Source organism: Arcobacter aquimarinus, from assembly GCF_013177635.1.
In the GTDB taxonomy this organism is placed as follows: domain Bacteria; phylum Campylobacterota; class Campylobacteria; order Campylobacterales; family Arcobacteraceae; genus Aliarcobacter; species Aliarcobacter aquimarinus.
Genome location: NZ_CP030944.1, coordinates 1,342,544 through 1,368,832, shown reverse-complemented (window position 1 = coordinate 1,368,832; position 26,289 = coordinate 1,342,544). Strand labels below are relative to the sequence as shown.

Below are 26,289 nucleotides of genomic sequence, written 5' to 3'. Positions count from 1 at the left end.
ATGTATACTACTTTTTTACTTAAAGGAAAAAGATGAAAAATAGAATAAAAAAATATTTAAAAGAGATAATAGTTTTTATTTTAATATTATTAGTAGCTACAAATGTAATGAGTTATTTTAATTCACAAAATTTAAATAAAGAGAAATTATCAATAAATAATTTTACACTTTTAAATGACAAAGAGTATTTAGTTTTACAAGATAAACCATTGATTATTCATTTTTGGGCGACATGGTGTCCTACTTGTAAATTTGAAGCACCTAATATTGAAAAATTATCAAAAGATTATGAAGTTATAACAATAGCTGTTCAATCAGGAACAAAAGAAGAGATAGAAAAATATTTAGAAGAACACAATCTTACTTTTAATGTTGTAAACGATGAAGATGGTACTTATTCACAAAATTTTAATATAAAAGCTTTTCCAACAACTTTTATTTATGATGAGAATAAAAATCTAAGATTTAGTGAAGTAGGTTATACTTCAACTTTTGGTCTTTATTTTAGAATGAAATTTATAGAATATTTTAAAAAATAAAAAAGATTTAAAAAAGAGGATAGATTTTATCTTATTTTAATTTTTCTAGTGCTACTATTCTTTCATAGGATATCTGTATTAAATCCTCCTACTACTAAATACATATAAGTTCTTATCCTATACTATGAAATATATTTGAATGTGGGCTTTACAGTTTTTCCCTCTGTAAAGCCTTTTTTTATGCACCAATAATCTAAAATTTATATACAACTGAATATAATACCGCAAAATATCGGGAGTTTTTCATGAAAAAGATGTTACCTTTTTTTACAATAATCATAATAATTGCAATAATTGTTATAATATTTTTATCTATGTCAAATAGTAAACAAATGGTTGTTTTAAAAGAGGGTAATAAAGCTCAAACACCACTTGAAATAATTTTGGGAAAATATCAAGATAGTGATTGTGGGATGATTATTGATACTTTAGATTATGCTTCTCAAGTTATTTCAAATGATGGAAAAACATGGTTTTTTCATGACCATGGTGGTATGGCAAACTGGTTAAAAGATAAAGCATTCAAAGATGATGCAAAAATTTGGGTTAGAACAGTTGACACAAAAAAGTATATAGATGGAAGAACAGCTTGGTATAGCCAAACAGATATTACTCCTATGAGATATGGTTTTGGTGCTTATGAACAAAAACAAGATGGATTTATTACTTTTGAAGAGATGAGTTTAAAAATGCTTCGAGGTGAAACTATGGCAAATCCAATTTATAAAAAAGAATTATTAGGTAAATAATGGAAACAATAAGTATTATTTCTATTATTACAATAGCTTTTTTAGGCTCTTTTGGTCATTGTGTTGGAATGTGTGGTGGAATTGTAATAGCATATTCAAGTACAAAAATAAAAAGTGAATGGACAAAACAAGTCCAAGCACTTGCTCATTTACTTTACTCTTTTGGAAGAATCTCTACTTATATGATTTTAGGAGCTTTATTTGGGCTTGTTGGTGGAGTTGTAACCTTTGATAATCTAACAAGTGGAATATTTTTGCTTTTAACTGGTTTGATGATGGTTTTAGTAGGACTTTCATTACTTGGTAAGATTAAATTTTTAACTATTTTAGAACATAGTTGTTCAAAATCTCCACTTTATCAAAATACATTTAAAGCACTTTTAGGTTCTCAATCACTTTTTAGTTTTTACCTTTTAGGTATGTTAAATGGTTTACTTCCATGTGGATTTGTATATGTTTTTGCAATCACAGCAGCAAGTACAGGAAGTGCATTTTGGGGTGCTATTGTGATGTTGATATTTGGACTTAGCACAGTTCCAGCACTTTTTTCTTTGGGGTTTTTCGTAGGAATATTTAAACAATCAAATTTAAGAGATTTATTCATAAAGTTAGCTTCTATTTTAGTGATAGCTTTTGGAATTTATATAGCTTATTTAGGTTATGAATATTTAGTTGATCCTACTAAAACTATCTTAAACTGTCATATTTAAAATAAAAAATATATTTTACAAAGGAGGAAAATAATGATTAGTAAATATAAAAAATACTTTAGTTTTTTTGGGATTTTAGCTGCAACTGTAGATAGAAAAATGCAATCTTTTTACTGTAGTATGGATTCTATTATTAGTAATAATCTACCAAAAATCATAAAACTTTTATTATCAAAAGTATTAAAACCAATCAAATTATATTCAACAAACAACATATAAATAAAAAATTAGGAAAATAAAAAATGCAAAAAAAATTATCTATAAGCTTAGTTGCAAGCTTTCTTCTAGCAACAACAAACCTTTTTTCGGCTCAAAACTTAGAAACAATTACAGTTACAAGTGCTACAAAAACAACTCAATCAATCAAAGATGTTACTTCTAATGTTGACGTTATTACAGCTCAAGAAATAGAAGAGAGAAAGTTTACTACAGTTGTTGAAGCTTTAAATACTCTTCCTGGAATTTCATTCGTAAGTAATGGTGGAATGGGAAATACAAGTTCAGTTTTTTTAAGAGGTATGGATTCTAAAAGAATATTAGTATTAATTGATGGAGTAAAATATCAAGATCCTTCAAATACAAGTGGAGCGGCTTTTTCTCATCTTATGATTTCAGATATTGAAAGAATAGAAGTAATAAAAGGTGCACAATCAAGTGTTTGGGGTGCTGATGCAAGTGCTGGTGTTATAAATATAATTACTAAAGAAGCTAAAAATGGTGTACATGTAAATTTTAATAGTGAATTTGGTAGTTTTCAAACAAAAAAATATGGAATGAGTGTATCTAATAAAACTGATAAATATAGTGTAAAATTATCTGCTGATAGAATTTTAACTGATGGTTTTTCTTCTCAAACTCCTTTTGGTGATAGAGTTGATGATTATGAAAAAGATGGATATAGAAATACAACAGTTAATTTAAAAGGTTCTTATAATATCACAGATGAAGATAGCATTAATTTAAGTTATCATCACATAAATAGTTTTGTTGAATATGATGATTGGAATGCTCCTAATGCAAATTTACATTCAGATAATGAATCAAATCTATATTCTTTAGGTTACAACAAAAATTATAAAAATCATAATATAAAATTAAAATATGACATATCAGAATTTGAAAAGAAAGAATTAGAAGCAACTAATTCTTGGCAAGTAAGAGATTATAATGGAAAAGTTAAATTATTAGATTTGACAGATAATATCTCTTATTTTGATAAAGATAGTTTGTTAATTGGATTTTCTCATGAAAAAACAGAGGTTGATTACATAAAAGGTAATAATGCTACAAATAAAGATGATAATACAAATAAAGCAATTTATATAACAAATACAAATTATTTAGGTGATTTTGCAATTACTGAATCTTTAAGAAGAGATGATTATTCTAATTTTGGTTCAAAATATACTGGAAAAATCGGAGTTAAATATAATGTAAATGAAGATTTATCTTTTAATGCAAATTATGGAACAGCTTATAATGCACCTAATATAATAAATATATTAAATCCTTGGGGTATTTCAAATCCAGATTTAGAGCCAGAAAAAATCAAAGGATTTGATATATCTTCAACATATAAAGATTTTACACTTACATATTTTAAAAATAAAATTGATAATCTTATGAATTGGCAATCATCAAAGTATGTTAATATTGATGGAACATCAACTATTGAAGGATATGAAGCTAAATATAGTAAATTAATAATTGAAGATTTATTATTAAATTTAAACTACACATATTTAAGTGCTAAAGATAGTCAAGAAAGAGAATTAGCAAGAAGACCAAAAAATCAAGTTGGTTTTGGTGTTGATTATTATGGTATTAGTAATTTACATTTTAATATTAATGGACAATATATTGGTGAAAGATATGATGGTGCAAATAAAACAGGTAGAGAAACTGGAAACTATACACTATGGAATTCAGTGATAAATTATGAAATAAATAAAACATTTTCTACATATTTAAAAGTTGACAATATTTTCAATAAATATTATCAAACAATTGATGGATATGCAACAGCTCAAAGAAGTGCGTATGTTGGATTAAAGGCTAATTTCTAAAATGAAAAAGCTACTATTTATACTCCTTTTTTGTATAAATTTATCAGGCGAAGAAAGAGTAGTTACTCTTTCTCCTTCTGTAAATGAGATTGTATTTGCTTTAGGTGTAGGAAATAGTGTAGTTGCAAATACTAAACATTGTGATTTTCCAATAGAATCAAAAGATGTTCCAAAACTTGGTGGATATAACAATATTTCATTAGAAAAAGTTTTAAGTGTTAGACCTACTGTTGTTATAGGTCAAGATTATGATGAAAAGTTAAATTCTAATCTAAAAGCTTTAGAAATAGAGACTTTGATTTATAAAACAAATACAATTTCATCGATTAAAAATACTATTTTTGAATTGGGAACTTTTTTCAAAAAAGAAGAAAATGCAAAAATACTTATTTCAAATATAGACAATGCTTTAGCTTCTTTGGATAATATAGTAAAAAACAAAAGAATTTTGATAGTAATCAGCCCTAAAAAGACATTGTCAAATGATATTTATGTAACTGGAAATTTTTTATATTTTGAAGATATTATAAAAGCAAGTGGAAATCAAAACGCATATTTTTCCACTTCTCAAGCACAACCTGTTGTAAATACAGAAAAAATTATAAATATGAATCCAGATATAATAGTTTTATTAGCACCATTTTTAGAGGGAAATCTTAAAGAGCTGGAAAGCATTATTAATTCGTGGAAAAAGTTACCTATAAATGCAAGTAAAGGTGATAATATTTATGCAATTGATAAAGAATATGCAGGAATTCCAAGCCATAGAGTAGAGTTATTTATAAATGATTTTAGAAAGATATTAGAAAATGTTAGAGATAAAAGACTACAATAGTTCAATTTTACATGAAATCTCATTTTGTCTAAAAGAGAATGAAAATCTTATAATTTTAGGCGAAAATGGAGCAGGAAAATCTACCCTTGCAAAAGTTTTATCAAATCTTATTTCAAATGAAAAAGTTAAGTTATTTGGTGAAAATATCTCTAAAATTAGTGATTTTAAAAGGGCAAAACTTATAAATTATATTCCTCCTAAACTCTCTATTTTTGATGAATATGTAACTTTAAGAGAGTTTTTAGAACTCTCATTTATAAGTAGTGTAGATAATCAAAAAGTAGATGAAATCATAAAATTATTAAATCTAAAAAAACTAGAAGATAAATATTGCAAATCTTTCAGTTCAGGAGAAAAGCAACTTTTGCTTCTTGCAAGTGCGATTATACATAATGCTAAAACTACTATTTTTGATGAATTAACAGCAAATTTGGATATAAGTAGATTAAAAGAGGTTTATGATATCTTTAACTCAGATTTACTTCAACAAAAAATTATTATTACTCATAACCTTGATTTGGCGTATGCTTTAAAATATAAAGTTCTATTTTTAAATGATGGAATTATAGAGTTTTTTGGAGAACATGAAGAGTTTTTTTCAAATGAAAATTTAAAAAGATTTTATAATAATACAATCATAAAACTAGATAAGCATTTGGTGGTTAATTTATGAAAATAGTTTTATATATATTTAGTTTTATAATCATTTGTTTAGCTCCTTTTTTAGGAGAAATATCTCTAACTTTTAAAGATATTTTTGATTCAAGTTCAACAACACATACAATTTTTTGGGATTTAAGAGTTTCAAGGGTTGTTTTAGCATTTTTTGTTGGTGGAATATTAGCTTTAGGTGGTTTAATTTTTCAAATTATTTTTAAAAATGAATTAATAACTCCATATACTCTAGGAATTGCAAGTGGAACTACGCTTTTTACAGCTATTTCAATCGTATTTTTCCCAGCTCTTTATATGAGTATCTCTTCTGTTTTTGGCTCGATTATTACTATATTGATTTTATATTTTATTTCAAAACAGATAAATAAAAGCTCTATTTCTGTCTCTACAAACTCTATTTTATTAATTGGAATTGCTTTATCATATTTTTATAGTTCAGCTTTAATGTTGGTTTTTTATATGAGTAATTTACAAGAAAACTATTCAATAGTTAGATTTACTCTTGGAAGTTTAGACACTGTTGGTTTTACAAGTGGATTAGTTGTTATGTTTGTGAGTTTTGTTTTTTATTTAACTATACATCTAAACAAAGAAAAAATAAAACTTCTTTTGATTTGTAATGATACAGCATTTTTAAAAGGATTAAATGTTCATAAGATAAATATTTTATTGTTAGTTGTTGTATCTTTAAGTGTTGGAATTTGTATTAGTTTTGTAGGACCAATTGGTTTTATAGGACTTGTAATTCCTCATATTATAAAACTTATTTATAAAAAAAGTGCAGATAAACTATTTTTCCCTGTTTTTTTCTTTGGTGGGATATTTTTAGTATTTTCAGATTTAATCTCAAGAAATTTAAATACAGATTCAACTTTGCCAATTGGAGTAGTAACAGCATTTATTGGAGCGCCATTTTTTGTTTATTTATTGATTAGAAGAAGTAAAAAAGTATAAATTATTTATACTTTTTAGGATATTCAAAACTGATTAGTTTTGAGTTTTTTTTTGATATTTCATTCCAAGAGTTTGTATTAAAATCTATTTCTACGATTGCACAAGTTGGAATATTTTCAAAATATTCTTCGCATAAAAAATTTGTTAAATCACAAAGACCAGGATTATGACCTATTAAAATTATAGTTTTGAATCTATCATCAATTTTTTGTAAAACCTCTAAAAGATTTTCGTAAGGTGCTTCATAAATAGCTTTTTCAAAAATTATTTCATTTTTAAAATTTAACTCTTTTATAAAAAATTCACTTGTTAGTTTTGTTCTAATAGAAGGTGAACAAATAAGCAAATCAGCTTTTATCTCTTTTTTTTTTAGAAGTTTTGCCATAAAAGGAGCATCTTTTAAACCTCTTTTATTTAAAGGTCTTAAAAAATCTTCTAAAGTTAAATCCTCCCAAGAAGATTTTGCATGTCTAATTAAAAGAAGTTTTTTCATCTTATATTCTCCAATGTTTTAATTTTTCTTCATTTAAATCTTTTTTTACAGTTTTACAAAGTTCTGGGAAAAACTCTAAAAAATCTTTTTCCAAATAGTTTATATTATCAACAACAGCATTTGAGTAACCACTTGCGGTTTCTCTTTGTAAAAGTCTTGTTGATAATCTTGCATCCATCCTAGAAAAAGAGCTTTTTAGCTGATTTATAGTGTGATATTTATTTAATAAATCTCTTTCAATCATATTTGCAATTTGTAAATTTGCATTAGAAGGTAAAAAAAGAGTTCTTTGATATGCTTTTTCATAAAAAGTATTTGAAAATATTTTTAGAGGTATATTACAATACTTATCCCAGTTTTTAGTAAGCAAATAATCATAAGTTAAATCAATAATAACAGGCTTTAACAAACCCTTTTCTCTTAATCTTTTTTTACTAACACAGATTATTTCATGGCTATCTGTAAAAGAATCTATTAACTTATGGGTTTGCATTCCTTTTTTTATATCTTCACTTGCATCTTCCCAAACTCTACCTTTTAACGGGTCTGCTAGAAAATTGCCTATTTGAAAATCAACATTTAACTCTGATAAAAATATATGTGCTAACCAATTCAATATTTACCTTTTTAATTTTTTATTATAATATTTACTTATAAAAAATAAAACAAACTTTAAAATTTATAAGTTATAATTATAAAAATATTTAGAAAAAACATTTTATTTTGTCCTTGGATTTAGTTTGGCTTTTAGTTTTTTAGGTAAATGAGCAAAGACCATTGTACTATTTTTGATAAATTTATCTTTTTCAAAAATCGCAATATCTAAACTCATGGTATCTGTTTTGAAATTTAGTAGTTTTATAGTTTGGTTTCTCTCTTCAAAAGTGAGATTTTCTTCTTTTAAATCAATTACTAATTTTTTATTTTTAGCCAAAATTATCCTTTAGTTTTTTCTAATTATAATAAATTATTCTTAATAGGATTTATAATGCAAGAACAAGAGAGTATAAAAGCAATTCCTTCAAATAGATTGCAATTTTTCCCTATCATGATGTTTGCTACAATCATGGGTTTAGGTGGTTTAACTTTAGTTTATGAAAGAATGAGTTCAGTTTTTTCTTTTCCAATATTTATTTCTTCAATAATGATAGCAATTTCTACATTTTTATTTTTTGTAGTTCTGTTTTTTTATATTTTAAAGCTTATAAAATATAAAGATGAAGTGAAAAAAGAGTTTTCCCATCCAGTGAGGGTTAATTTTTTTGCAGCTTCTTCTATTTCAATGTTAATTTTATCTATTGATTTTAGACTTTTTAATATGCAAATAGCTGAAATATTTTTTCTTTTTGGGGCGGTTTTCCATATCTTTTTTACTTTTTATACAATAAAATTTTGGATAAACAATAACCTTGAAATGCAGCATTCAAATCCTGCGTGGTTTATTCCAATTGTTGGAAATTTAATAGTTCCAATAGCAGGTGTTGGTTTTGTTGCAAAAGAGATTTTATATTTTTATTTTTCAATTGGTATCTTTTTTTGGATTATTTTATTTGCGATTATTTTAAATAGAATTATCTTTCATAATCAATTTGCTCCTAAATTTATGCCAACACTATTTATACTAATAGCTCCACCTGCTATTGGTTTTATTTCATATATTAAATTGACTGAGAGTTTAGATTTTTTTGCACAAATTCTATTTAATTTGGGGTTATTTTTTACGGTTTTAGTTTTTGTTATGTATAAAAACTTTTTAAAAATTAAGTTTTTCATCTCATGGTGGGCATTTACTTTTCCTATGGCTGCTGTTAGTTTAAGTTCTATTTTGATGTATGAATTGACTAATTATTGGATATATGAATTATTTGCTTATGTTTTATCAACAATTACAACTATTATTGTTTTATTGGTTGCTATTCAAACTATAAAACACATGAGAAAAAAAGAAATCTGCATTATGGAATAGGGCTTTTTAACCTAGATATTTTTTTTAAGTAGTTATAATAAATCCTATTAAAAATATGAAGGATTTATTTATGGATTTTAGATATATAGGAAAAAGTGGGTTAAGAGTCTCTTCTATTTGTCTTGGAACTATGACTTTTGGTTCAAGCACTACAAAAGAAGAGGCTTTTAAAATTATGGATAAAGCTTATGAAAATGGAATAAACTTTTTTGATACAGCAGAACTTTATCCAGTTCCTCCAAAAGCAAACACTACAGGAATAACTGAACAAATTGTTGGGGAATGGCTTAAAACAAAACCAAGAGATTCGATAATTCTTGCAACAAAAGTAGCAGGTGCTGCTTCTGGATGGTTTGTTCCACCAATTAGGCACGGACTTACAGCAATTGACTCTTTTCATATAAAAAGAGCAGTTGAAGGGAGTTTAAAAAAACTTCAAACTGATTATATCGACCTTTATCAAATGCATTGGCCTGATACTATTGTACCTATTGAAGAGAGTTTAAAAGCTTTTGATGAATTAGTAAAGGAAGGAAAGGTTAGATATATTGGAACTTCAAATGATAGTGCTTATGGTTTAACAAAAGCAAATGAGATTTCAAAATATAAAAATCTTGCTAGATTTGAATCTATTCAAAATAATTTTTCACTTTTAAATCCAAGGTTTCATGATGAATTAGCAAATGTTTGCAGACGTGAAAATATTTCACTTCTTCCATATTCTCCAATAGCAGGAGGAGTTTTAAGTGGAAAATATAATGGTGGTTTTTATCCAACTGATGCAAGATTTACAGCTTATAAAAACAATCAAAGTAAAAGAGTTCAAGCTATGGCAAATAGATTTGTAAATGATAAAACTATAAATGCAACGGCAAAATATATGCAACTTGCAAATGAATATGGAATTTCTAGCGTTACTTTAGCGGTTGCATATTCAAAACACTTTGATTTTGTAGCTTCAACTATTATTGGAGCAAGGGTTTTAAATCAATTAGATGACTCTTTAAAAGCTTTTGATTTTAAAATAGATGATGAGCTTTTATCAAAAATAGAAGAGATTCAAAAGGAGATTTTATACCCTATGGGTTGATTAATAACAAAAGTCAGTGGCTAATAATTAAAAAAAATACAAAAAGAGTTATTTCTGAGTAATTTAATAGATATAATATTTTGACTTATATTCAAAGGAAATAAATGAAAAAAACAATATTAATTACATTGGCAATAGCAAATTTATTGTTAGCTACTGAAAATAACGAATCACAATATTCTTTTAGAGCTGAAAGTAACTGGGATACAGGTAAAGAGTTATTATATTTAATTAATAAAAAAACAAATGAAGAGAAAAAGATATTAGAAATAGAAGATGTTCAAGCAGCATCAAATACATGTGACTTTGAAGAAACAGTCACATTTACTAAAGAAGGAAATTTAATTGCAACATATGCTTGTGATGGGCTTAATTTATCATCAGCAGATAATATTAGATATGTTTTTTCAACAAATGGAAAATTTATAAAAAAAATGAAATAAATAAAAATAAACTAGGATAACAATGAAAATAATATTTTATTTAATATTTCTAATAAGTTTATTTTTATTTATAATTGTAGATTATTTAGGATATCCATATTTAAAAATTGTAATTACAACTAATAATACTAATGAACGTAAAACAGAACTATCAAAATTGATTCAAAATAAAAATATTGAAGATGGAGTAATAGCTTCAATTATTAAATATGAAGATGATGATTTGATTTTTGAAATTATAAATAGTAAACCTCTTTCAGCAGATTTATTGAATGAATTAATAAAAAAGAAAAATATTAATTTTATAAAAGAAGTGTTAAAAAAATATCCTAATAATATTGAATTTATTAATGAAATTATTAATAATGGAACATATGAAATGCTTATTTATATAGCTTCTATGAAAGATTTAACTAAAAATTCTGTTCTTTTATTGTTGAAAAAAATAGATGAAAAAAAAATAAATAATAAAGAATTATTTGGTGTATTAAAAGAAAATCGATTGATTTTTCCAATGATTTTAGAAGTTGAAGAAAATGAAAAATATGAAGAACTTTTTTCTTCGCCATATATAAAATATGTAATAAAATTAGTGAAAGAACATAATAAAAATTTGTTAGAAATTCTAAAAGGTGATCATTTAGACCGAATAATGGCTTTGTATTACAAAGAAAAACTTGATTTAATAGATTTATATTTTTTGGAAAAAGTAAAAATAAATTTTGATGAAGAAAAAATAAAAGATGTTTATCAAAATCATTTATTTTTTACAGATGTAAATAAACGTATTTTAGATATTAAAATTAGAGAACGTGAAAATCAAGATATAAAATTAAATCATGAAATAATAAAAACATTATCTAAGCAAGAGTTTAAAAAGATATATCCTCAGGATATAAAAAAGATAAAAGAACATATTAAATCTATAGAAACAGAGGTAAAAGAATCACTTCCAAAGCCAGAATTTGTAGGAAAAACATTTACTCCAACAATGCTTTTGTATAATGTAGGAAAAGGAATATATAATATTCATGAAATAAATTCTCAAGGAGCAGAAATTTTTACTAAAGTAGCAAATAAAAGAGTAAAAGATTTAGTTAAATTATCAATTGAAAAAAGATTAAAAAATATAAAAAATGAAGAAAAAGTACAATTTGAATTATTGAATAAAAAATATGAAAATAATAATATAGATTTTTTATCTAAATAATTTTTGTAAATAAAAGTAAAAAAATATAGGGTAGATATAAAATATCTTCTACCCTTGTTTTAAACCTTTTCTCATAGCTTCTTCTACTGAATTATCGGCTTTATGACCCGTAAATAATTCAAAAGCTAAAACACCTTGAAATAAAAGCATATCTTTTCTATCTATAAATTAAAAATAACTACATTATTATACAAATACCTACAAACACGATATTTATATAAGTTAGATTTTGCTAATATTTTACAAGCAAATACATTAATGAACAGATAAAAACATTATATAGCTAGATATAGGCTAGAAAAATAATCTTAAATAGCTAGAAATAAAGGTGTTAAAATAATGGCTAGACAAAAATCTAAAAAATATACTGGAGTTTATTCTCAAGAACTTCAAAATGGGGATAAATCTTATTATATTACATATAAAGAAAATAAAAAAGATGTATGGAGGAAAATAGGACTTCATAGTGAGGGAATAAGAGAAGCTTATTGTTTCCAAAAAAGAAATGAAATTACCTCAAAACTTCGACTAGGAGAAGAACTACCTCATTTTGCGTTAAAAAAAGAATCACAAACTTTTTTAGATATTGCAAATCAATTTTATGATTATAAAGCTATTCACAATAAACAAAATAAAAAAACTAAGTCAAGAGTCGAAAATAGGATAAAAGAGCATTATATTGGATCTAAAGCAATTAAAACAATTACCAAAGCTGATATAGAAGATTTACAATTAAATATTGGAAAAGAATTGATGCCTGCAACAGTAAATTTTATTATTGATCAAATAGGTTCTATATTTAATTGGGCAATTGAAAATGAAATTGTAGATAAAAATCCTTGTAAAATAGTTAAAAAAATAAAAGTTGATAATGCAAGATTAAGATATCTTGAATTAGATGAAATAAAAAAATTACTAGCAACTATTGAAAATGATAGATCTCTATATTATTTTGTAATGATTGGTTTATCTACAGGTGGAAGACTTCAAACTATTTGTAATATAAAACCATCTGATTTAAAAGATAATTGTTCTATTAGACTTTATGATTTTAAAAATGATAGTGAATACTATGGATTTTTAAGTATAAAATTAAAGTCTGAAATTGAAAAATTTATTATTGATTCTGGAAAAAATAAAGATGATTATATTTTTAAAAATACAGGTAAACAGAGTTATTCAAATCAATATTATTATAGAAAATTACAACCTATTTTTGATATTCTTTTTAATCCAGAAGGAACAGAAAGTTTAGATAAAGTAACTATACATACTTTAAGACATACATTTGCAAGTCAATTAGCAATAAATGAAACGCCAATACTTACAATTAAAAAACTTATGAATCATAATGATATAAATGCCACTATGAGATATGCTAAGTTAAGTAAGAGTAGTGGAGAGAAACATGTGGATAATTTGATTAAAAGTTTTATGACTTTTTAAATAATAGCTATAACAGTGTTTCTTAATAAAAAGATTATGTTTTAGAATTAGGACACTCCTACTACATAGAGTTATCCCAGTTATCTAACTAATCTTTATTGATTTTTTATATTGAACATTTGCATATGCATTCCATTAAAATACATAATTATTTTTACACACAATTTTCAAGAAATATGATTTAATCTCACTAATAAAAACAATTTATATACTTCAATTTCAATGCTCAATAAAGAAAATTGTATTTTGATTTGTTCTTAGTCTATGAAACTTCAAAATCAAACATTGTTAAAAATTAAACTTAATTAAGAGATTATGAAAAAATATCTTTAAAGAAGTTTTAAATAGTGAAAACTAATAAATAAAAAATAATATTTCTATTATCATTTTAACCACTATAGAAGTCTTAAAAAAGTATAATCTAAATAAAGCTACAAAATTATTTACAATATCTCAAGGAACAAAAATTTATGGGTGAAGAGCAAAAAAAAGCATTAGAGCAACAACTTTGGAATATAGCAAATGAACTTAGAGGTAAAATGGATGCCGATGAGTTCAGAGATTATATTTTAGGTTTCATATTTTATAAATACCTATCTGAAAAAATTGAAGATTTTGCAAATGAATTATTAGAAGAAGATGGAATTAAATATACAACTATTGATGAATCAACGCAAGAAGGAAAAGAACTTCTTGATGGAATTAAGGAAGATAGTATTGAACAACTTGGTTATTTTTTAAAACCAAATGAACTTTTTTCTGCAATGGCAAAAAAAGGAAATAGTGATAGTAATAACTTTATCTTAGAAGATTTAACACAAGTTTTAAGACATATAGAACAATCAACTATGGGGCATGAGAGTGAAGATGATTTTGAACATCTATTTGAAGACCTTGATTTAACTTCTACAAAATTAGGAAGAACAGAAGAAGCAAAAAATAAACTTATTGCTAAAGTTCTTTATCACTTAGATAATATTAACTTTGAACTAAAAAACCATGATAGAGATGTTTTAGGTGATGCTTATGAATATCTAATAGGACAATTCGCAGCAGGTGCAGGAAAAAAAGCAGGTGAATTTTACACTCCTCAAGAAGTTTCAAAAATCTTAGCAAAAATAGTAACTAATAATAAATCAAAATTAAAATCAGTATATGACCCAACTTGTGGTTCAGGTTCTTTACTTTTAAGAGTTGCAAAAGAAGTTGAAGATGTATCAAACTTTTATGGACAAGAGTTAAATAGAACTACTTATAACTTAGCTAGAATGAATATGATTATGCATGATGTTCATTATAGAAAATTTGATATAAAACAAGAAGATACACTTGAACATCCACAACATCTTGATATGAGATTTGAAGCGATAGTTGCTAATCCTCCTTTTAGTGCAAATTGGAGTGCAAATCCACTTCACTTAAATGATGATAGATTCTCACAATACGGAAAGCTAGCACCATCTTCAAAAGCTGACTTTGCATTTGTTCAACATATGATTCATCATCTTGATGATAATGGAACAATGGCTATTGTTTTACCTCATGGAGTATTATTTAGAGGAGCAGCAGAAGGACATATAAGACAATATTTAATAGAAGATAGAAACTATTTAGATGCAGTTATTGGTCTTCCTTCAAATATCTTTTATGGTACTTCTATTCCTACTTGTATTTTAGTATTTAAAAAATGTAGAGAAGATAGTGAAAATGTTTTATTTATAGATGCTTCAAATGATTTTGAAAAAGCAAAAAATCAAAACTATTTAACATCTGAAAATATTGAAAAAATCATTGATACTTATGCAAATAGAAAAGAGATTGAGAAATACTCTCACTTAGCTTCTATGCAAGAAATAAAAGAAAATGACTACAACCTGAATATTCCAAGATATATAGATACTTTTGAAGAGGAAGAAGTTATTGATTTAGACAAAGTTTCAAGTGAATTAAAAGCTTTAGAAATAGATATGAAAACAAATGATGAAACTATTGCATCATTTTGTAGAGAATTAAATATCTCTACACCATTTTAGGATTTTATTATGAGTAATGTACCTAAGTTAAGATTTAAAGAGTTTAGTGGGGAGTGGGAAGAAAATAATTTAAAAAAATTATCAGAATTAATTACTAAAGGAACAACTCCAAAAAAGTTTTCTAATTCAGGTATAACATTTGTTAAAATTGAGGGTATAAATAATCTTTCTATAAATAAAGATAAATGTCTATTTATTGATGAAAATACACATAGTAAAGAATTGAAAAGGTCTATATTAAAAGAACAAGATATTCTTTTTGCTATTGCTGGTTCATTAGGTAAAGTTGCTGTTGTAACAAAAAATATATTACCTGCAAATACGAACCAAGCTTTATCAATAATTAGATTAAAAAACAAAGATTATCTAAATTATATTTTATTTGTTTTACAGTCTCGAAGAATGAAAAAATATATTTATAAAAATCTTAGTGTTGGTGCTCAACCAAATCTTAGTTTAGAGCAAATAGGAAACTTTAATTTCTTTTTACCATTAAAACAAGAACAAGAAAAAATAGCTTCATTCTTAACTTCTGTTGATACAAGAATAGAACAACTTACAAAAAAAGAAGAACTTTTACAACAATACAAAAAAGGTGTAATGCAAAAAATCTTTAATCAAGAGATTAGGTTTAAAGCTGATGATGGGAGTGAGTTTTGTGAGTGGAAAAAAGAAAAATTAAGTAAATATTTAATTGAATACAAAAATAAATCTACTTTTGAAAATGAATATCCAGTATTAACTTCATCTAACAAAGGATTAATGCTACAAAGTGATTACTTTGGAGAAAATAGACTTACGGAAAGAGATAACATAGGTTTTAATATAGTACCTAGTAACTTTATAACATATCGTTCAAGAAGTGATAATAGAACTTTTACTTTTAACATAAATACATTAGGATATATAGGTATTATAAGTACTTATTATCCTGTATTTGAATGTAAAAATGCAGATAATAGATTTATGGTAACTTTGTTAAATAAAAACAAACATTTTATTGGAAAATATAGTGTTGGTACTTCTCAAACTGTTCTTTCATTTAATGAGTTAAAAAATATTAAAATGCTTATTCCTTGTGTTGAAGAACAAACAAAAATAGCAAACTTTTTATCTTCAATAGATACAAAAATAGAACAAACTCAAAAACAATTAGAATCATCAAAAGAGTTTAAAAAAGCACTTTTACAGCAGATGTTTGTGTGAGGAATTATATGTGGAAATATTTTGAAAAATTCATAAATCTAGTGGATATTGTTGAAAAAAACACTACTTCGAAAAAACAAATAAAAAGAATTATTAATTTTGTACTCCTAATAGATATTATTTTAATAATATTGTTATTTGCAACAATATTATGTAATATTAAAAATACAAGCTTATATCCTCCTTTCATTGTATTAATATCAATTTTGATTGCTATATTTGCATTAAAAATTAACATTAGAGATAAAGAGATAGATTATCACGACAAAAAAGTTAAAGATATAAAAACAAATTTACACATATTAATTTCATATCTTAATATTTTAAAAAATATGCAAGATTATATAGGAAAAATATATACAGGGGAATCAACAATTGAGAAATATCAATTAATAAGAACTCAAAAGAAATATGAAGAAATACTCAGTAAAATATATGATAAAGAATCATTGGTATATTTAAATCCTGAAGATGTAATAAAATTAGAAAATATTCAAATGAAAGCAATTATGTTTAATGGTGAAATTGATTTATTTATATCAAAATTACCAGATAATTTTATTGGTAAAATACCTGAAATTAATGCAAAATCAAGAAAAGATTTCAATCTTGAAATCTTAAATAATATTAAGAAATTACAAGATTCTTTGATAGAAATTGTAAATAAGAACTATGAACCTTATCAACAAATAATAGATGAAGAGAATAAATAAATTTAGGGAAAAAGTTCAATATATGGAAAGTTTTTCAAAAAAAATAAGTGATATGTCAGAAGAAGAAATTGAAAATATGTCAAAAAAGATAAATTGTACTTTAACAAAAGAGTATAAAGAACATAAAATATTTAGTGAATTAGAAAAATATTCAGATTTTTATAACTCACTTGGCTTTTCAACTTTTTCTTGGTTTACTATGGGAGTTAAAGGAATTATCAATTTTGATAATTACATATTTTCTTCAATGAAAGGAACATTGGAATCTATAAAACTCATATTAGAACATGGCAAAATAAATGATGCTTTCTCTTTAACAAGAAAATATTATGACAATGTTGTAATCAATATTTATGCACTATTGTATTTAGAAGATAATCATAGTTTAAATAATTTTATTGTTGAGAAGATTAATAATTGGGTTACAAATAAGGAAAAACTACCAGACTATAAAGTTATGAATAGTTATATAAGAAATTCAAGACAACTAAAAACTATAAATAATTTAATGTTTAGAGGTGAATATTATAAAAAAATGAGAATAAGACTAAATGACCATACACATTATAATTACTTTAAATATATGTTTTATAATGATAATGAAATGGCAGATTTTGGTAATAATAGAACAAAATTTTTAGAACAATTATCAATAGATATTAAGAATATATTTATTTTGCATTTTATTTGGTTATTTACAATAAAAGATAATTATATGATGGCAAGTGACCATATAGATTATCTGGATATGGGAGAAACTCCTCCAAAAAATTCAGAATATTGGGTTGCACCTTTTATTCAAACAATATTTGATGAAGTTATCAAAAAAAATAGGCCCGATTTGGTTGAAGAATTTAAAAAGTCTACTTGTATGGAAATTAAATGACAAAAACAAAATATTTATTATATTCTTTAAAACTAAATACCAAAGGTAAATATACATATTGGTATGAAACTGATAATAAATACTTTAATGAAAAAAAACCACCAAAACATATACTTGACAATATAAATTTAGAAGTAGATATTTTAGAAGAAAATAAGGTTATAAAAAATCCTTGGTTAGAATGGTATTCAAGCGATATTCAAAGAATAATCACTAAAAATGGAATATGTATCAACTATCTAAAATCTACTGATGATATTTATATCACAAAACAAGAAGATTTTAAACTTCTTGAAGTATATAGTTATCTTGTAGAAAATTTTGATATATCAAAAACAATTGAATTTAAAACTATTAAACAATGGCATAAAATGGTATTTGATACTATTTATCCATTTGCAGGTGAATTGAGAACTGTTTCTATGAGTAAAGGAACAGGAAGTGAAGCTTGGGAATGGAGAATTGATTTTTTAAAAGGTTTACCAGATTTTGATAAGTTTTTACAAGAAGTCAGTAAAAAAGAATATGATGATATAGATATGATAACAGATGATTTATCAAAACTTATTAGCGATTTTTTATTTATTCATCCATTCAGAGAAGGTAATGGTAGATTAAGTCGTTTAATCTGCGATATAATCTTAGCTAAAAATGGTTTTCCAATGATTGGACTTAAACTTAAAAGAAGTGATAATTATATTCAAAGAGTACATGAAGGATATAATTGTGATTATGAACCTATGAAAGAATTACTTAAAGCAAAAATAGAAGAGGAACTTATGAATGAATAAGTTTATAATGTTCACTAAGTTCTTTTTTTGTGATTTTAGAACCTTCAACTTTTGCAGAACTATGAACAGAATTTATAATCATTTTTTTCTTTTTAGAAGCAGTGGAAAAATGTTTGTTGGTATTTGCAATGGTTTTTTTCATAAAAAAATCCTTAATAATTTAGAACCAGATTATAACATAAAATGATTAAAAAACACGAAATAATAAACTTTTAAGGCAATTAAATGAGCAAACAAAGCGAAGCAATACTAGAAGAAAATCTATTAAAACAACTTGAATTACAAAAGTATGAAAGAGTTATTATAAAAGATGATAAAGATTTAGAAAAAAACCTAAAAACTCAACTAGAAAAGCATAATAAAACAACTCTTACAGATACAGAATTTAAAAGAGTTCTAAATCATTTAAATAAAGGTAATGTTTTTGAAAAAGCAAAAATATTAAGAGATAAATTTGTTTTGCCCTGTGATGATGGAACTAGTAAATATATTGAATTCTTAGATAGTGAACATTGGTGCCAAAATCTTTTTCAAGTAACTTCTCAAGTAACTGTTGAGGGAGTTTATAAAAATAGATATGATGTAACTATTTTAATAAATGGTTTACCTCTTTGTCAGATTGAACTTAAAAGAAGAGGATTAGAACTAAAAGAAGCTTTTAATCAAACTCTTAGATATAAAAGACACTCTTATAGTGCAAATAACGCTTTATTTGCATATATTCAACTATTTGTTATCTCAAATGGTGTTAATACAAAATATTATGCAAATAGTAAATTAGAGTCTATGAATTTTAAACAAACATTCTTTTGGGCTGATAAAAACAATAAAAATATCACTAATCTTGAAGAGTTTACAGATACTTTTTTAGAAAGATGCCATTTATCTAAAATGATTTGTAAATATATTGTTTTAGCTGAAGTTCCAAAAATCTTAATGGTTCTAAGACCTTATCAGTTTTGGGCAGTTGAAGCCATAATAGATAGAGTTTCAAACTCAAATAAAAATGGATATATTTGGCATACAACAGGTTCAGGAAAAACTTTAACCTCTTTTAAAACAGCACAAATTTTAATGAAATTACCTAATGTTTATAAAGTTGTGTTTGTTGTAGATAGAAAAGATTTAGATTATCAAACTACAAAAGAGTTTAATAGTTTTAGTGATGGAAGTGTAGATGGAACTGATAATACAAAAACTCTTGTAAAACAATTTTCAGATGATACAAAATTAATTGTAACTACTATTCAAAAATTAAATACAGCCATTTCAAAAAAACAATATCTTGAAAAAATGGAAAAAATCAAAGATAAAAGTATTGTGTTTATCTTTGATGAGTGTCATAGAAGCCAATTTGGTGAAACTCATCTTAACATCACAAGGTTTTTTACTAATAATCAAATGATAGGTTTTACAGGAACTCCAATATTTGTAGATAATGCAACTGGAAATAAACTTGGTAAAAGAACCACAAAAGAGCTATTTGAAGATTGTTTACATAAATATGTAATTACTGATGCTATTAATGATGATAATGTTTTAAAATTTTCAGTTGAATATATTGGAAGATATAAAGAAAAAAGTGGAAGTGCAACAAATATTGATATAGAAGTTGAAGCTATTGATACAAAAGAGCTACTAGAAAGCCAAGAAAGACTTGAAAAGATAGTTGATTACATTTTAGCTAATCATGGTCGTAAAACTCATTCTAAAGAGTTTACAGCTATGATGTGTGTAAGTGGCGTTGATATGCTTATTAAATATTATGAAGCTTTTAAAAGTAGAAATCATAATCTAAAAATTGCAACAATTTTTTCATATGGTGCAAATGAAGATGATAAAGATGCAACTGGAATAATTGATTTAGAAGAATCAGAAGGTGCATTTATTGATGAAGAGCATATAAATAAACACTCAAGAGAAAAACTAGATGAGTTTATTGAAGATTATAATAAAATGTTTGGATGTAAATACTCAACCAAAGATTCTCAAAGTTTCTATAACTATTATAACGATATTTCAAAAAGAGTTAAACAAAAAGAGATAGATATACTACTTGTAGTAAATATGTTTTTAACTGGATTTGATAGTAAAACACTAAATACCCTTTATGTGGATAAAAACCTAAAATATCACGGATTAATTCAAGCATTTTCAAGAACTAATAGAATTTTAAATGAACAAAAATCTCAAGGAAATATAGTTTGTTTTAGAAATTTAAAACAAGCAACAGATGATGCAATTGCACTTTTTTCAAATAAAGATGCAAAAGAGATTATTCTTATGGAACCATATGATGATTATGTACAAAAATTTAATGAAAAATATGATGCTTTAAAAATTATTGTTCCAACTGTTAATAGTGTGAATGAATTAGATAATGAAGATAAAAAATTAGAGTTTGTTAAAGCATTTAGAGAGTTATTAAAACTAAAAAATATTTTAGAAGGATTTACAGATTTTAAATGGTCTGATTTATCTATGAATGAACAAGAATTTGAAGACTATAAATCAAAATATCTTGACTTATATGAACAAATTAAAAACACTATTGGAAAAAGAGAAGGTACTGAAAAAGTATCTATTTTAGAAGATGTAGACTTTGAACTTGAACTTATTCATAAAGATGAAATAAATGTAACTTATATCTTAAAACTTTTATCTGCATATAAAGAGACTGAAGATGAAGACATAAGAACAAAACAAAAAGAGAATATTTCAAATATTTTAAATAATAATCCACAACTAAGAAGTAAAAGAGAACTTATTGAAAGATTTATTAATGATAATCTTCTAAAAATAGAAAATAATGATGATATAGAACAAGAGTTTGAAAAATTCTGGGATGAAGAAAAAGAAAAAGCATTTAATGAACTATGTATAGAAGAAAATCTTGATAATATTGAACTAAAAAAAGTTATTGATACATATCTTTATGATGAAAGAATACCTCTTGCAAATGATGTAGCAAAAACACTAAAAGAAAAACCAAAATTCTTAGAAAGAAAAAAAATCATTCCAAGAGTATTAGATAAAATCGTTGGATTTGTTGAGAAATTTTATGAAAAGTAATTATCTTGCTAATAATACTTCAAATTTTGAATAATTATCGCTGAATGAGTTACTCAATCGTCGATAATTATATTTACATATAAGCATAAATTGAGGATATTTTACAAAAATTATAATAAGTGTGTAGAAGAATAATCTTACTACACACTTTTATCTTATTAAAATGATTTCAAGGTAATTTAATAGCTATGAAAGTGAAATTAAGAGAATCATACTTTTCTTTATAATTCTAAATCAAAGTTCAAATGATTGATTTTACAAGCTTGGAAAAAATTTGATTCTTCATGATAAAAATATGGAACTTTATGGACAAAGAAAAAACTTTTGATCAATTCCAAAAAATTATAAAATTAATTTTATATTTGATTAAATTAAAATTCTAAGTTAGTGAGTATAAAGATTGAAACTAAATTTTTAAAAGAAGATAAAAAAAGTTATTTCATTAGGTGTTTTAGTAAATACATAAAATATATTATTTTATTTGTTTTAAGTTTTAGCTTTTGAGAATTTTTATAATAATATTATATATTTAAAACTAAACAACCAATTTTATGCTATTCTAATAATAATTATAAAATTTATAAAGTGAAAAAATGTCTAAGAAGAAAATTGAATTATTAAAAGTATTGAATTCTCCAAAAGAATTCTATAGGCTACTTTTTGATATTAGAAATGAAACTGAATTAGTAGATTTATGTACAGAAGTTAAAAATGAAATAGAAATAGACTATTTTGAAATAGCAATATCTGCAATTAATGATGGTCAAAATATATTTTTATTAACTCATGCATTAGAAAAAGTTGCTCACTTATCTATATTAAATAAATCTAATATCCTATCATTTTATGAAATATTATATAATCAAATGCAAGGTGATTTGGCTGGGGGAAGTCAATATAACATAACAAAAATCATTTGTGATAATAATAAAGATTTTGCAAGAGATTTTTTAGACACACTATATTTAATAAATAGAGAATACGTTACTTTTCATATCTCTACTACAATAGTTTCATTACATAATATCCATAATATAAATCAATATGCTCATATAAAATCTTTTTTAGCTAATACAGAGAATATTATAAGGACAAAAAGTGCAATTAATGTTATTGATAAATTAAATATAAATGAACAAGAATCAGAAGAAATGTATCTATTATTTGAAAATATAATAAAAAAAGAAAATCTTGAATTTAATTATCTTATTATATATACAAGTAACTATTTAAAAGACACTTATCCAGCTTTTAAAAATATATTAGTAAAAAGTAGTCAATTTGAAAATGATAATACAAGGTATCATATTTCAAAAATTCTAATGTTTAATAAAAAAGAATTTATAAAAGAAGATTGGTATAAAGAATGTCTATTTTTATTAAAAAATACAAAATCAAAAGAATTAGGCACAATTCAAAATATAGCATTTGCTTTTAATCATATTTTAGAAGAAACTAATTCAATCGAATTAATTCAAGATTTTTTTATTTTATGGTTAGAAAATAGCGATATTTCATCAAATTTTCCAGAGGAAAAACTAGATTTTTTTATTAATGAATTATCAAGAAAATATCCTATTCTTCTAAATAGATTTATTACCTATATATTAAATAATGAAAATATAAAATTACATTTAATTTTGCATCATTTTATATCTTCTAATGTGATACTAGATAAGGATATTCTAGATACACTTTCATATAAAGACTTACTATTTATTTGTAGAAAGATTTTAGGATACTTATATCAATTTGAAGAACAAAAATCTTTAATTTTATCAATTTTAGAAAAGAAAGATATAAATAAAAATGATATTAACTTAATTAATGAAGTTTTTATTAATTATATTGGTGACGATTATCCTCATGAAACTTTAGAATATTTTAAAAGCATAAAAGATAAGAAATTAAATAAAAATATGAGAGTAGTCTGTACTACTGTTATTAAACATTTAGAATCTATAAATGAATCAAGAAAAAAACTTAAAAGATTAAAAGAATTACAACCCTCAACAATAGAGTCAAGAGAAATCCATAAAGCAAATACTGATTCAATAAGAAAAGCAATGGATAAAGCTCAAGAAAAAAGTTTATTTTCTCAATTAACAACCAAAATATTAATTAAGTATGGGAAAGGAAATTTTTCTAATTATAATAATAAATACACAAAACCAACACAAATGCAGAAAATATCAACTTATATGACAATTCCAACATCTGAACGAGCTCACCCAATTCATAAATCAATAGAAAAGTATCATTTTAGGCTAGCTAAAAAGGAAAATGCATGAAGCTAGTTATAAAAGAATATTTATCTTTATTAAAAGAGTCTAAAGAACTTGATGATTTAATCCCTGAACTTTTACTATCAATGAATCATAAAACTATTAGTAAAGCTCAAGTAGGTACAAGACAATATGGAGTTGATGTTACTTCAATTGGAAAAGATGCAGATGGCATAGAAAAAGTATTTTTATTTACTATAAAAGAAGGTAATTTATCAAGAGCTGATTGGGATGGAGGTTCAAATCAAGCAGTAAGACCTTCTTTAGATGAAATATTAGATGTATATATCCCCACTCATTTAGAAAAGAAATATCTTTCTCTACCAAAAAAAATTGTAGTTGCCACAGGAGGAGACTTAAATCAGAATGTTCAACAAAATTGGAGTGGTTACACTAAAAGACATAGTGTAGATAATGAAATTGAATTTGCTTTCTGGGGTGGAGATGAACTTTCAATACTTATTGAAGAAAATTTATTTAATGAACATCTAATACCTAAAGAATTAAGAAGTAAATTTAGAAAAACACTTGCTTTATTAAATGACATTGATTATGACTTAAGAGATTACTATTCGTACCTTAATGAAATTATTAATAACTCAAAGTTAGAAAAACAATCAGAAAAAAAACAATTAAAAACACTTAGATTAATATATTTATCACTAAATATAATTTACAGATGGGCAGACTCTGAAGATAATTTAAAACATGCTCTACTTGCATCTGAAAGAACCTTATTGAATATATGGGAATTTCTTTCAAAAAATAAACTTACAGAGAATAAAAAGCTAACTGAAATAATTGGAAAAATTTATTATAAAAATCTTGAAATAATTTCAAAATATTGTGAAAAGCTTCAACCATTGATTAAAATAAAAAATGGGATGTCTTTTTATGGCAATGATTTTATTCAAGAAAGTTTAATCCTATTCGAGCAACTTGGAATATTAGCCCTATTAGGAAATCTATTTCAGTTTACCGCGATAATAAATAATAATGCTGAATATGTAAAATATTCAGCATCTATTGCTCTTTTAATAAAAGAATTTATTAAAAATCATAAAGCATTATTAAATCCATTATATGACGAACACATAATTGACATATCATTAGCTATATTTTTATTACATGAGTGGAATGAAATTAAATTTGTAGATGAATGGATAAGTGATTTAATAACACATATAGATTTTGCATTCAATATTAATGGAAAATATTTTCCAATTGATACGGATAACTTTGATGATTTAGTAGATATTAACTTAAGAAATAGCTTTGATAAAAATGATTATGTTAAAACATCAACTCTAATTCCTATTTTAGCTCAATGGTGCGTTAAATTAGGTTTAATAGAAAATTATAAAGATATTCAACAAATTTCAGAGGATATATTTAAAAAAGCTACTTTACAAATTTGGTATCCAGATGAAAGAGTTGAAGATTTTATGTTTTCTACTAATGCAGGTTTTGAATGTGGTTATGCAGAAGCACCTATTAAAATTCCTAAGAAAATAAAAGATTATTCAAAATTAATGGAAGAAGTACAAAAAAGTGAAAATTATATAGATATTCAAAGTTTACTTTGTGTTAAACATAGTATGACACCTTTAATACTAATTTCATGTAGACATTTTAGAATGCCATTATTTCCTCAATTTTGGAACATAAAAGCAAATTAATAAAATTAAGAGGTATATATTAAACTAGGAAAAATTAATATTAAGAAATTTCGTTCAATAAAGAGGGTGAAATTGAATCTAAACGAAATCTATTCCAGTAATTTTATATGTTAAAATCTTTTTTTAAGAAAACATAAACAGTAAAAATTACATCATTTTGTTTTGATATTGATGTATTAAGAGATGAGACTGGAAAATCGCTTGGTTTTATGTGCTAAAGTTAAGTAATATAAATATTATATAATTAATATTTTGTTTCAAACTTTAAATAATTATCGCTGAATGAGTTACTCAATCGTCGATAATTATATTTGCATATAATCATAAGTTGAGGACATTTTACAAAAATAAAAGTAAATATTGACATTAAATTTTACAATATCAATTCAAAATAATTCTATACTTTTAAAAAGATTTAACACCAATTATTGATTTTTAATGAAAAATC

26 protein-coding genes are annotated in these 26,289 nt (G+C 24.3%); 21 read left to right on the top strand and 5 right to left on the bottom strand.

All coding sequences use genetic code 11. The features are described 5' to 3' along the window. Positions 1-32 precede the first annotated feature (32 nt). The 8 genes from AAQM_RS06770 (at position 33) to AAQM_RS06735 (ending at position 6,528) form a co-directional block, all read left to right on the top strand. A complete protein-coding gene (locus tag AAQM_RS06770; protein WP_129094546.1) occupies positions 33-539 on the top strand; it encodes a redoxin domain-containing protein in 507 nt (168 codons plus the stop codon). A gap of 245 nt (positions 540-784) precedes the next feature. Further along, the gene (locus AAQM_RS06765; RefSeq protein ID WP_129094545.1) at positions 785-1,288 is read left to right on the top strand and encodes a hypothetical protein; all 504 of its coding nucleotides are present in this window, start codon (positions 785-787) and stop codon (positions 1,286-1,288) included. Then, the gene (locus AAQM_RS06760) at positions 1,288-1,998 is read left to right on the top strand and encodes a sulfite exporter TauE/SafE family protein (RefSeq protein ID WP_128987446.1); all 711 of its coding nucleotides are present in this window, start codon (positions 1,288-1,290) and stop codon (positions 1,996-1,998) included. The genes AAQM_RS06765 and AAQM_RS06760 overlap by 1 nt, the downstream gene beginning before the upstream one ends. A gap of 33 nt (positions 1,999-2,031) precedes the next feature. Continuing rightward, positions 2,032-2,217 (top strand): hypothetical protein, encoded by a 186-nt coding sequence (locus AAQM_RS06755; protein ID WP_129094544.1) that lies wholly within the window; start codon positions 2,032-2,034, stop codon positions 2,215-2,217. Positions 2,218-2,240: 23 nt separating this feature from the next. Then, complete coding sequence (locus AAQM_RS06750) at positions 2,241-4,064, top strand: TonB-dependent receptor plug domain-containing protein (RefSeq protein WP_129094543.1); 1,824 nt, start codon at positions 2,241-2,243, stop codon at positions 4,062-4,064. 1 nt (position 4,065) lies between these two features. Further along, the gene (locus tag AAQM_RS06745; protein WP_129094542.1) at positions 4,066-4,899 is read left to right on the top strand and encodes an ABC transporter substrate-binding protein; all 834 of its coding nucleotides are present in this window, start codon (positions 4,066-4,068) and stop codon (positions 4,897-4,899) included. Beyond that, entirely contained in the window at positions 4,874-5,572 is a 699-nt protein-coding gene (locus tag AAQM_RS06740; protein ID WP_129094541.1) for an ATP-binding cassette domain-containing protein, read from the top strand. The genes AAQM_RS06745 and AAQM_RS06740 overlap by 26 nt, the downstream gene beginning before the upstream one ends. Continuing rightward, complete coding sequence (locus AAQM_RS06735) at positions 5,569-6,528, top strand: FecCD family ABC transporter permease (RefSeq protein ID WP_129094540.1); 960 nt, start codon at positions 5,569-5,571, stop codon at positions 6,526-6,528. The genes AAQM_RS06740 and AAQM_RS06735 overlap by 4 nt, the downstream gene beginning before the upstream one ends. 1 nt (position 6,529) lies before the next feature. Here AAQM_RS06735 and AAQM_RS06730 read toward each other — a convergent pair whose 3' ends face one another. From AAQM_RS06730 to AAQM_RS06720, 3 genes are all read right to left on the bottom strand, one after another. Further along, a complete protein-coding gene (locus AAQM_RS06730; protein ID WP_129094539.1) occupies positions 6,530-7,021 on the bottom strand; it encodes a SixA phosphatase family protein in 492 nt (163 codons plus the stop codon). A gap of 1 nt (position 7,022) precedes the next feature. Next, the gene (locus tag AAQM_RS06725; RefSeq protein ID WP_129094538.1) at positions 7,023-7,637 is read right to left on the bottom strand and encodes an acyl carrier protein phosphodiesterase; all 615 of its coding nucleotides are present in this window, start codon (positions 7,635-7,637) and stop codon (positions 7,023-7,025) included. A gap of 102 nt (positions 7,638-7,739) precedes the next feature. After that, the gene (locus AAQM_RS06720) at positions 7,740-7,955 is read right to left on the bottom strand and encodes a malate dehydrogenase (RefSeq protein WP_129094537.1); all 216 of its coding nucleotides are present in this window, start codon (positions 7,953-7,955) and stop codon (positions 7,740-7,742) included. Between the two features lie 54 nt (positions 7,956-8,009). Here AAQM_RS06720 and AAQM_RS06715 point away from each other — a divergent pair, with 54 nt between their 5' ends. From AAQM_RS06715 to AAQM_RS06700, 4 genes are all read left to right on the top strand, one after another. Beyond that, complete coding sequence (locus tag AAQM_RS06715; RefSeq protein ID WP_129094536.1) at positions 8,010-8,987, top strand: SLAC1 anion channel family protein; 978 nt, start codon at positions 8,010-8,012, stop codon at positions 8,985-8,987. 70 nt (positions 8,988-9,057) lie between these two features. Continuing rightward, on the top strand, positions 9,058-10,077 hold the full coding sequence (locus AAQM_RS06710) for an aldo/keto reductase (protein ID WP_129094535.1): 1,020 nt from the start codon (positions 9,058-9,060) through the stop codon (positions 10,075-10,077). Between the two features lie 104 nt (positions 10,078-10,181). Then, positions 10,182-10,520 (top strand): hypothetical protein, encoded by a 339-nt coding sequence (locus AAQM_RS06705; RefSeq protein WP_129094534.1) that lies wholly within the window; start codon positions 10,182-10,184, stop codon positions 10,518-10,520. Positions 10,521-10,542: 22 nt separating this feature from the next. Continuing rightward, positions 10,543-11,730 carry a hypothetical protein gene (locus AAQM_RS06700; protein ID WP_129094533.1) on the top strand — a complete coding sequence of 396 codons (1,188 nt, stop codon included), beginning with the start codon at positions 10,543-10,545 and terminating at the stop codon, positions 11,728-11,730. Positions 11,731-11,778: 48 nt separating this feature from the next. On the opposite strand, the gene AAQM_RS06695 is transcribed toward AAQM_RS06700, so the two are convergent. Further along, a complete protein-coding gene (locus tag AAQM_RS06695; protein WP_164967027.1) occupies positions 11,779-11,880 on the bottom strand; it encodes a hypothetical protein in 102 nt (33 codons plus the stop codon). Between the two features lie 189 nt (positions 11,881-12,069). On the opposite strand from AAQM_RS06695, the gene AAQM_RS06690 reads away from it, so the two are divergent. The 6 genes from AAQM_RS06690 (at position 12,070) to AAQM_RS06665 (ending at position 18,805) form a co-directional block, all read left to right on the top strand. After that, positions 12,070-13,176, top strand: a complete 1,107-nt coding sequence (locus AAQM_RS06690; protein WP_129094532.1) for a tyrosine-type recombinase/integrase — start codon at positions 12,070-12,072, stop codon at positions 13,174-13,176. Positions 13,177-13,646: 470 nt separating this feature from the next. Beyond that, complete coding sequence (locus AAQM_RS06685; protein WP_129094531.1) at positions 13,647-15,209, top strand: type I restriction-modification system subunit M; 1,563 nt, start codon at positions 13,647-13,649, stop codon at positions 15,207-15,209. A gap of 9 nt (positions 15,210-15,218) precedes the next feature. Continuing rightward, positions 15,219-16,415, top strand: coding sequence for a restriction endonuclease subunit S (locus AAQM_RS06680; RefSeq protein ID WP_129094530.1), 1,197 nt, complete (start codon positions 15,219-15,221; stop codon positions 16,413-16,415). An 8-nt stretch (positions 16,416-16,423) separates the two neighbouring features. After that, the gene (locus AAQM_RS06675; protein WP_129094529.1) at positions 16,424-17,128 is read left to right on the top strand and encodes a hypothetical protein; all 705 of its coding nucleotides are present in this window, start codon (positions 16,424-16,426) and stop codon (positions 17,126-17,128) included. Further along, positions 17,112-18,014, top strand: coding sequence for a hypothetical protein (locus AAQM_RS06670; protein WP_216678752.1), 903 nt, complete (start codon positions 17,112-17,114; stop codon positions 18,012-18,014). Before AAQM_RS06675 ends, AAQM_RS06670 begins: the two co-directional genes overlap by 17 nt. Then, a complete protein-coding gene (locus AAQM_RS06665; RefSeq protein WP_129094528.1) occupies positions 18,011-18,805 on the top strand; it encodes a Fic/DOC family protein in 795 nt (264 codons plus the stop codon). Before AAQM_RS06670 ends, AAQM_RS06665 begins: the two co-directional genes overlap by 4 nt. On the opposite strand, the gene AAQM_RS06660 is transcribed toward AAQM_RS06665, so the two are convergent. After that, positions 18,792-18,947: a hypothetical protein gene (locus AAQM_RS06660; protein WP_164967026.1), complete on the bottom strand. Its 156-nt coding sequence runs from the start codon at positions 18,945-18,947 to the stop codon at positions 18,792-18,794. The genes AAQM_RS06665 and AAQM_RS06660 overlap by 14 nt on opposite strands. An 83-nt stretch (positions 18,948-19,030) precedes the next feature. On the opposite strand from AAQM_RS06660, the gene AAQM_RS06655 reads away from it, so the two are divergent. From AAQM_RS06655 to AAQM_RS06645, 3 genes are all read left to right on the top strand, one after another. Then, the gene (locus AAQM_RS06655) at positions 19,031-21,877 is read left to right on the top strand and encodes a type I restriction endonuclease subunit R (protein ID WP_129094527.1); all 2,847 of its coding nucleotides are present in this window, start codon (positions 19,031-19,033) and stop codon (positions 21,875-21,877) included. A gap of 593 nt (positions 21,878-22,470) precedes the next feature. After that, positions 22,471-24,168, top strand: coding sequence for a hypothetical protein (locus tag AAQM_RS06650; RefSeq protein WP_171920688.1), 1,698 nt, complete (start codon positions 22,471-22,473; stop codon positions 24,166-24,168). Next, entirely contained in the window at positions 24,165-25,841 is a 1,677-nt protein-coding gene (locus AAQM_RS06645; protein WP_129095840.1) for a hypothetical protein, read from the top strand. Before AAQM_RS06650 ends, AAQM_RS06645 begins: the two co-directional genes overlap by 4 nt. The last annotated feature ends 448 nt before the right edge of the window (positions 25,842-26,289 follow it).

Coding starts and splice junctions, on each gene's coding strand:
- AAQM_RS06770 (WP_129094546.1), top strand. CDS start 33: ATGAAAAATAGAATAAAAAAATATTTAAAAGAGATAATAGTTTTTATT.
- AAQM_RS06765 (WP_129094545.1), top strand. CDS start 785: ATGAAAAAGATGTTACCTTTTTTTACAATAATCATAATAATTGCAATA.
- AAQM_RS06760 (WP_128987446.1), top strand. CDS start 1,288: ATGGAAACAATAAGTATTATTTCTATTATTACAATAGCTTTTTTAGGC.
- AAQM_RS06755 (WP_129094544.1), top strand. CDS start 2,032: ATGATTAGTAAATATAAAAAATACTTTAGTTTTTTTGGGATTTTAGCT.
- AAQM_RS06750 (WP_129094543.1), top strand. CDS start 2,241: ATGCAAAAAAAATTATCTATAAGCTTAGTTGCAAGCTTTCTTCTAGCA.
- AAQM_RS06745 (WP_129094542.1), top strand. CDS start 4,066: ATGAAAAAGCTACTATTTATACTCCTTTTTTGTATAAATTTATCAGGC.
- AAQM_RS06740 (WP_129094541.1), top strand. CDS start 4,874: ATGTTAGAGATAAAAGACTACAATAGTTCAATTTTACATGAAATCTCA.
- AAQM_RS06735 (WP_129094540.1), top strand. CDS start 5,569: ATGAAAATAGTTTTATATATATTTAGTTTTATAATCATTTGTTTAGCT.
- AAQM_RS06730 (WP_129094539.1), bottom strand. CDS start 7,021: ATGAAAAAACTTCTTTTAATTAGACATGCAAAATCTTCTTGGGAGGAT.
- AAQM_RS06715 (WP_129094536.1), top strand. CDS start 8,010: ATGCAAGAACAAGAGAGTATAAAAGCAATTCCTTCAAATAGATTGCAA.
- AAQM_RS06710 (WP_129094535.1), top strand. CDS start 9,058: ATGGATTTTAGATATATAGGAAAAAGTGGGTTAAGAGTCTCTTCTATT.
- AAQM_RS06705 (WP_129094534.1), top strand. CDS start 10,182: ATGAAAAAAACAATATTAATTACATTGGCAATAGCAAATTTATTGTTA.
- AAQM_RS06700 (WP_129094533.1), top strand. CDS start 10,543: ATGAAAATAATATTTTATTTAATATTTCTAATAAGTTTATTTTTATTT.
- AAQM_RS06695 (WP_164967027.1), bottom strand. CDS start 11,880: ATGCTTTTATTTCAAGGTGTTTTAGCTTTTGAATTATTTACGGGTCAT.
- AAQM_RS06690 (WP_129094532.1), top strand. CDS start 12,070: ATGGCTAGACAAAAATCTAAAAAATATACTGGAGTTTATTCTCAAGAA.
- AAQM_RS06685 (WP_129094531.1), top strand. CDS start 13,647: ATGGGTGAAGAGCAAAAAAAAGCATTAGAGCAACAACTTTGGAATATA.
- AAQM_RS06680 (WP_129094530.1), top strand. CDS start 15,219: ATGAGTAATGTACCTAAGTTAAGATTTAAAGAGTTTAGTGGGGAGTGG.
- AAQM_RS06675 (WP_129094529.1), top strand. CDS start 16,424: ATGTGGAAATATTTTGAAAAATTCATAAATCTAGTGGATATTGTTGAA.
- AAQM_RS06670 (WP_216678752.1), top strand. CDS start 17,112: ATGAAGAGAATAAATAAATTTAGGGAAAAAGTTCAATATATGGAAAGT.
- AAQM_RS06665 (WP_129094528.1), top strand. CDS start 18,011: ATGACAAAAACAAAATATTTATTATATTCTTTAAAACTAAATACCAAA.
- AAQM_RS06660 (WP_164967026.1), bottom strand. CDS start 18,947: ATGAAAAAAACCATTGCAAATACCAACAAACATTTTTCCACTGCTTCT.
- AAQM_RS06655 (WP_129094527.1), top strand. CDS start 19,031: ATGAGCAAACAAAGCGAAGCAATACTAGAAGAAAATCTATTAAAACAA.
- AAQM_RS06650 (WP_171920688.1), top strand. CDS start 22,471: ATGTCTAAGAAGAAAATTGAATTATTAAAAGTATTGAATTCTCCAAAA.
- AAQM_RS06645 (WP_129095840.1), top strand. CDS start 24,165: ATGAAGCTAGTTATAAAAGAATATTTATCTTTATTAAAAGAGTCTAAA.